Origin of the sequence: Bradyrhizobium sp. Arg816 (genome assembly GCF_029989365.1) — a bacterium.
GTDB lineage: Bacteria > Pseudomonadota > Alphaproteobacteria > Rhizobiales > Xanthobacteraceae > Bradyrhizobium.
On record NZ_JAPRAQ010000190.1, the window covers coordinates 1 to 463 of the forward strand.

At 69.5% G+C, this 463-nt stretch carries 1 protein-coding gene; it reads left to right on the forward strand.

Annotated elements, in window-relative coordinates:
* Positions 1–463: glycogen/starch/alpha-glucan phosphorylase (locus tag OWC48_RS46450; RefSeq protein ID WP_282525986.1), on the forward strand; the 463-nt coding region annotated here is incomplete at both ends.

Sequence of the window (463 nt, forward strand, 5' to 3'; positions counted from 1 at the left end):
CGTGGCCGAGCGCGGCGACGTGCGCTCGCTCGCCGACCACGCCGCGATCCAGCTCAACGACACCCATCCGGCCATCGCCGTGCCGGAGCTGATGCGCGTCCTCCTGGAGGATCATGCGCTCGGCTGGGAGGATGCCTGGGACGTCACCACCCGCACCCTCAGCTACACCAACCACACCCTCCTGCCCGAGGCGCTGGAGACTTGGCCGGTCGAGCTGATGGAGCGGCTGCTGCCGCGCCACATGCAGATCATCTACCTCATCAACTGGATGCATCTCGAGGAGCGCGGCAAGAGCGGCCAGGGCGGCGCCGAGCATCTCGCCGCCGTCTCGCTGATCGACGAGACCCATGGCCGCCGGGTGCGCATGGGCCACCTCGCCTTCCACGGCTCGCGGCGGGTCAACGGCGTCTCGGCGCTCCACACGGACCTGATGCGCTCGACGGTCTTCAAGGACCTGCACGCG